This is a genomic window from Oceanobacillus sp. J11TS1, assembly GCF_018333215.1.
In the GTDB taxonomy this organism is placed as follows: Bacteria; Bacillota; Bacilli; order Bacillales; family Amphibacillaceae; genus Oceanobacillus.
Window position 1 is genome coordinate 1 of sequence record NZ_BORO01000068.1, and the last position, 540, is coordinate 540.

The 540-nt window shown below is 39.8% G+C and carries 1 protein-coding gene; it reads right to left on the reverse strand.

Going from position 1 to position 540, the window contains the following annotated elements; all coding sequences use genetic code 11:
• Positions 1 to 91: 91 nt before the first annotated feature.
• Positions 92 to 454 (reverse strand): RusA family crossover junction endodeoxyribonuclease, encoded by a 363-nt coding sequence (locus KI343_RS19855; RefSeq protein WP_212928121.1) that lies wholly within the window; start codon positions 452 to 454, stop codon positions 92 to 94.
• Positions 455 to 540 lie beyond the last annotated feature (86 nt).

Here is a 540-nt window from a genome sequence, read left to right on the forward strand (position 1 = left end):
TACATGCCGTGCATATACTCGTCATAATTCCAATTACCGTTATATCCTTGTATTTCTAATACCCCTTTCATTACTTGAAGCCGTATTTCGTTCATTGTTTAACCCCCTCCAATCGATAAACCTCAACCTCTGTGCGCTCTTCATCTTTGCTGCACTTAATAATACTTGATTCCATATGTTTAACTTGCCTGTCATCGTTGTATACGACCTTGTTGAGAGCGTCTGTCACACCCTTAAATAGATTATCTATATCTGCCCTGTTACCGTGCGCATAGTGCGTTAATTTGACGCCTACATCCCCGTCAATCGAATCTGTTTTCATACTCGCTTTAGCTATCCAGGCTACTTGCTTTTTATACTGGAGATAACGCTTAGCGTATTTGTTTTTATACATGCTCTTTTGTGTCATTCTGACCGCCGGAACAGGCTTCAATGGAATAACGAATTTAATCATTTCACTCTCTCCTTAACATAAACCGCCTCGTAGTACGTTTCTTCAATCGTCGTGACATATTGCCCTCTTTTGTTAAAAATCTTCTC

Coding starts and splice junctions, on each gene's coding strand:
- KI343_RS19855 (WP_212928121.1), bottom strand. CDS start 454: ATGATTAAATTCGTTATTCCATTGAAGCCTGTTCCGGCGGTCAGAATG.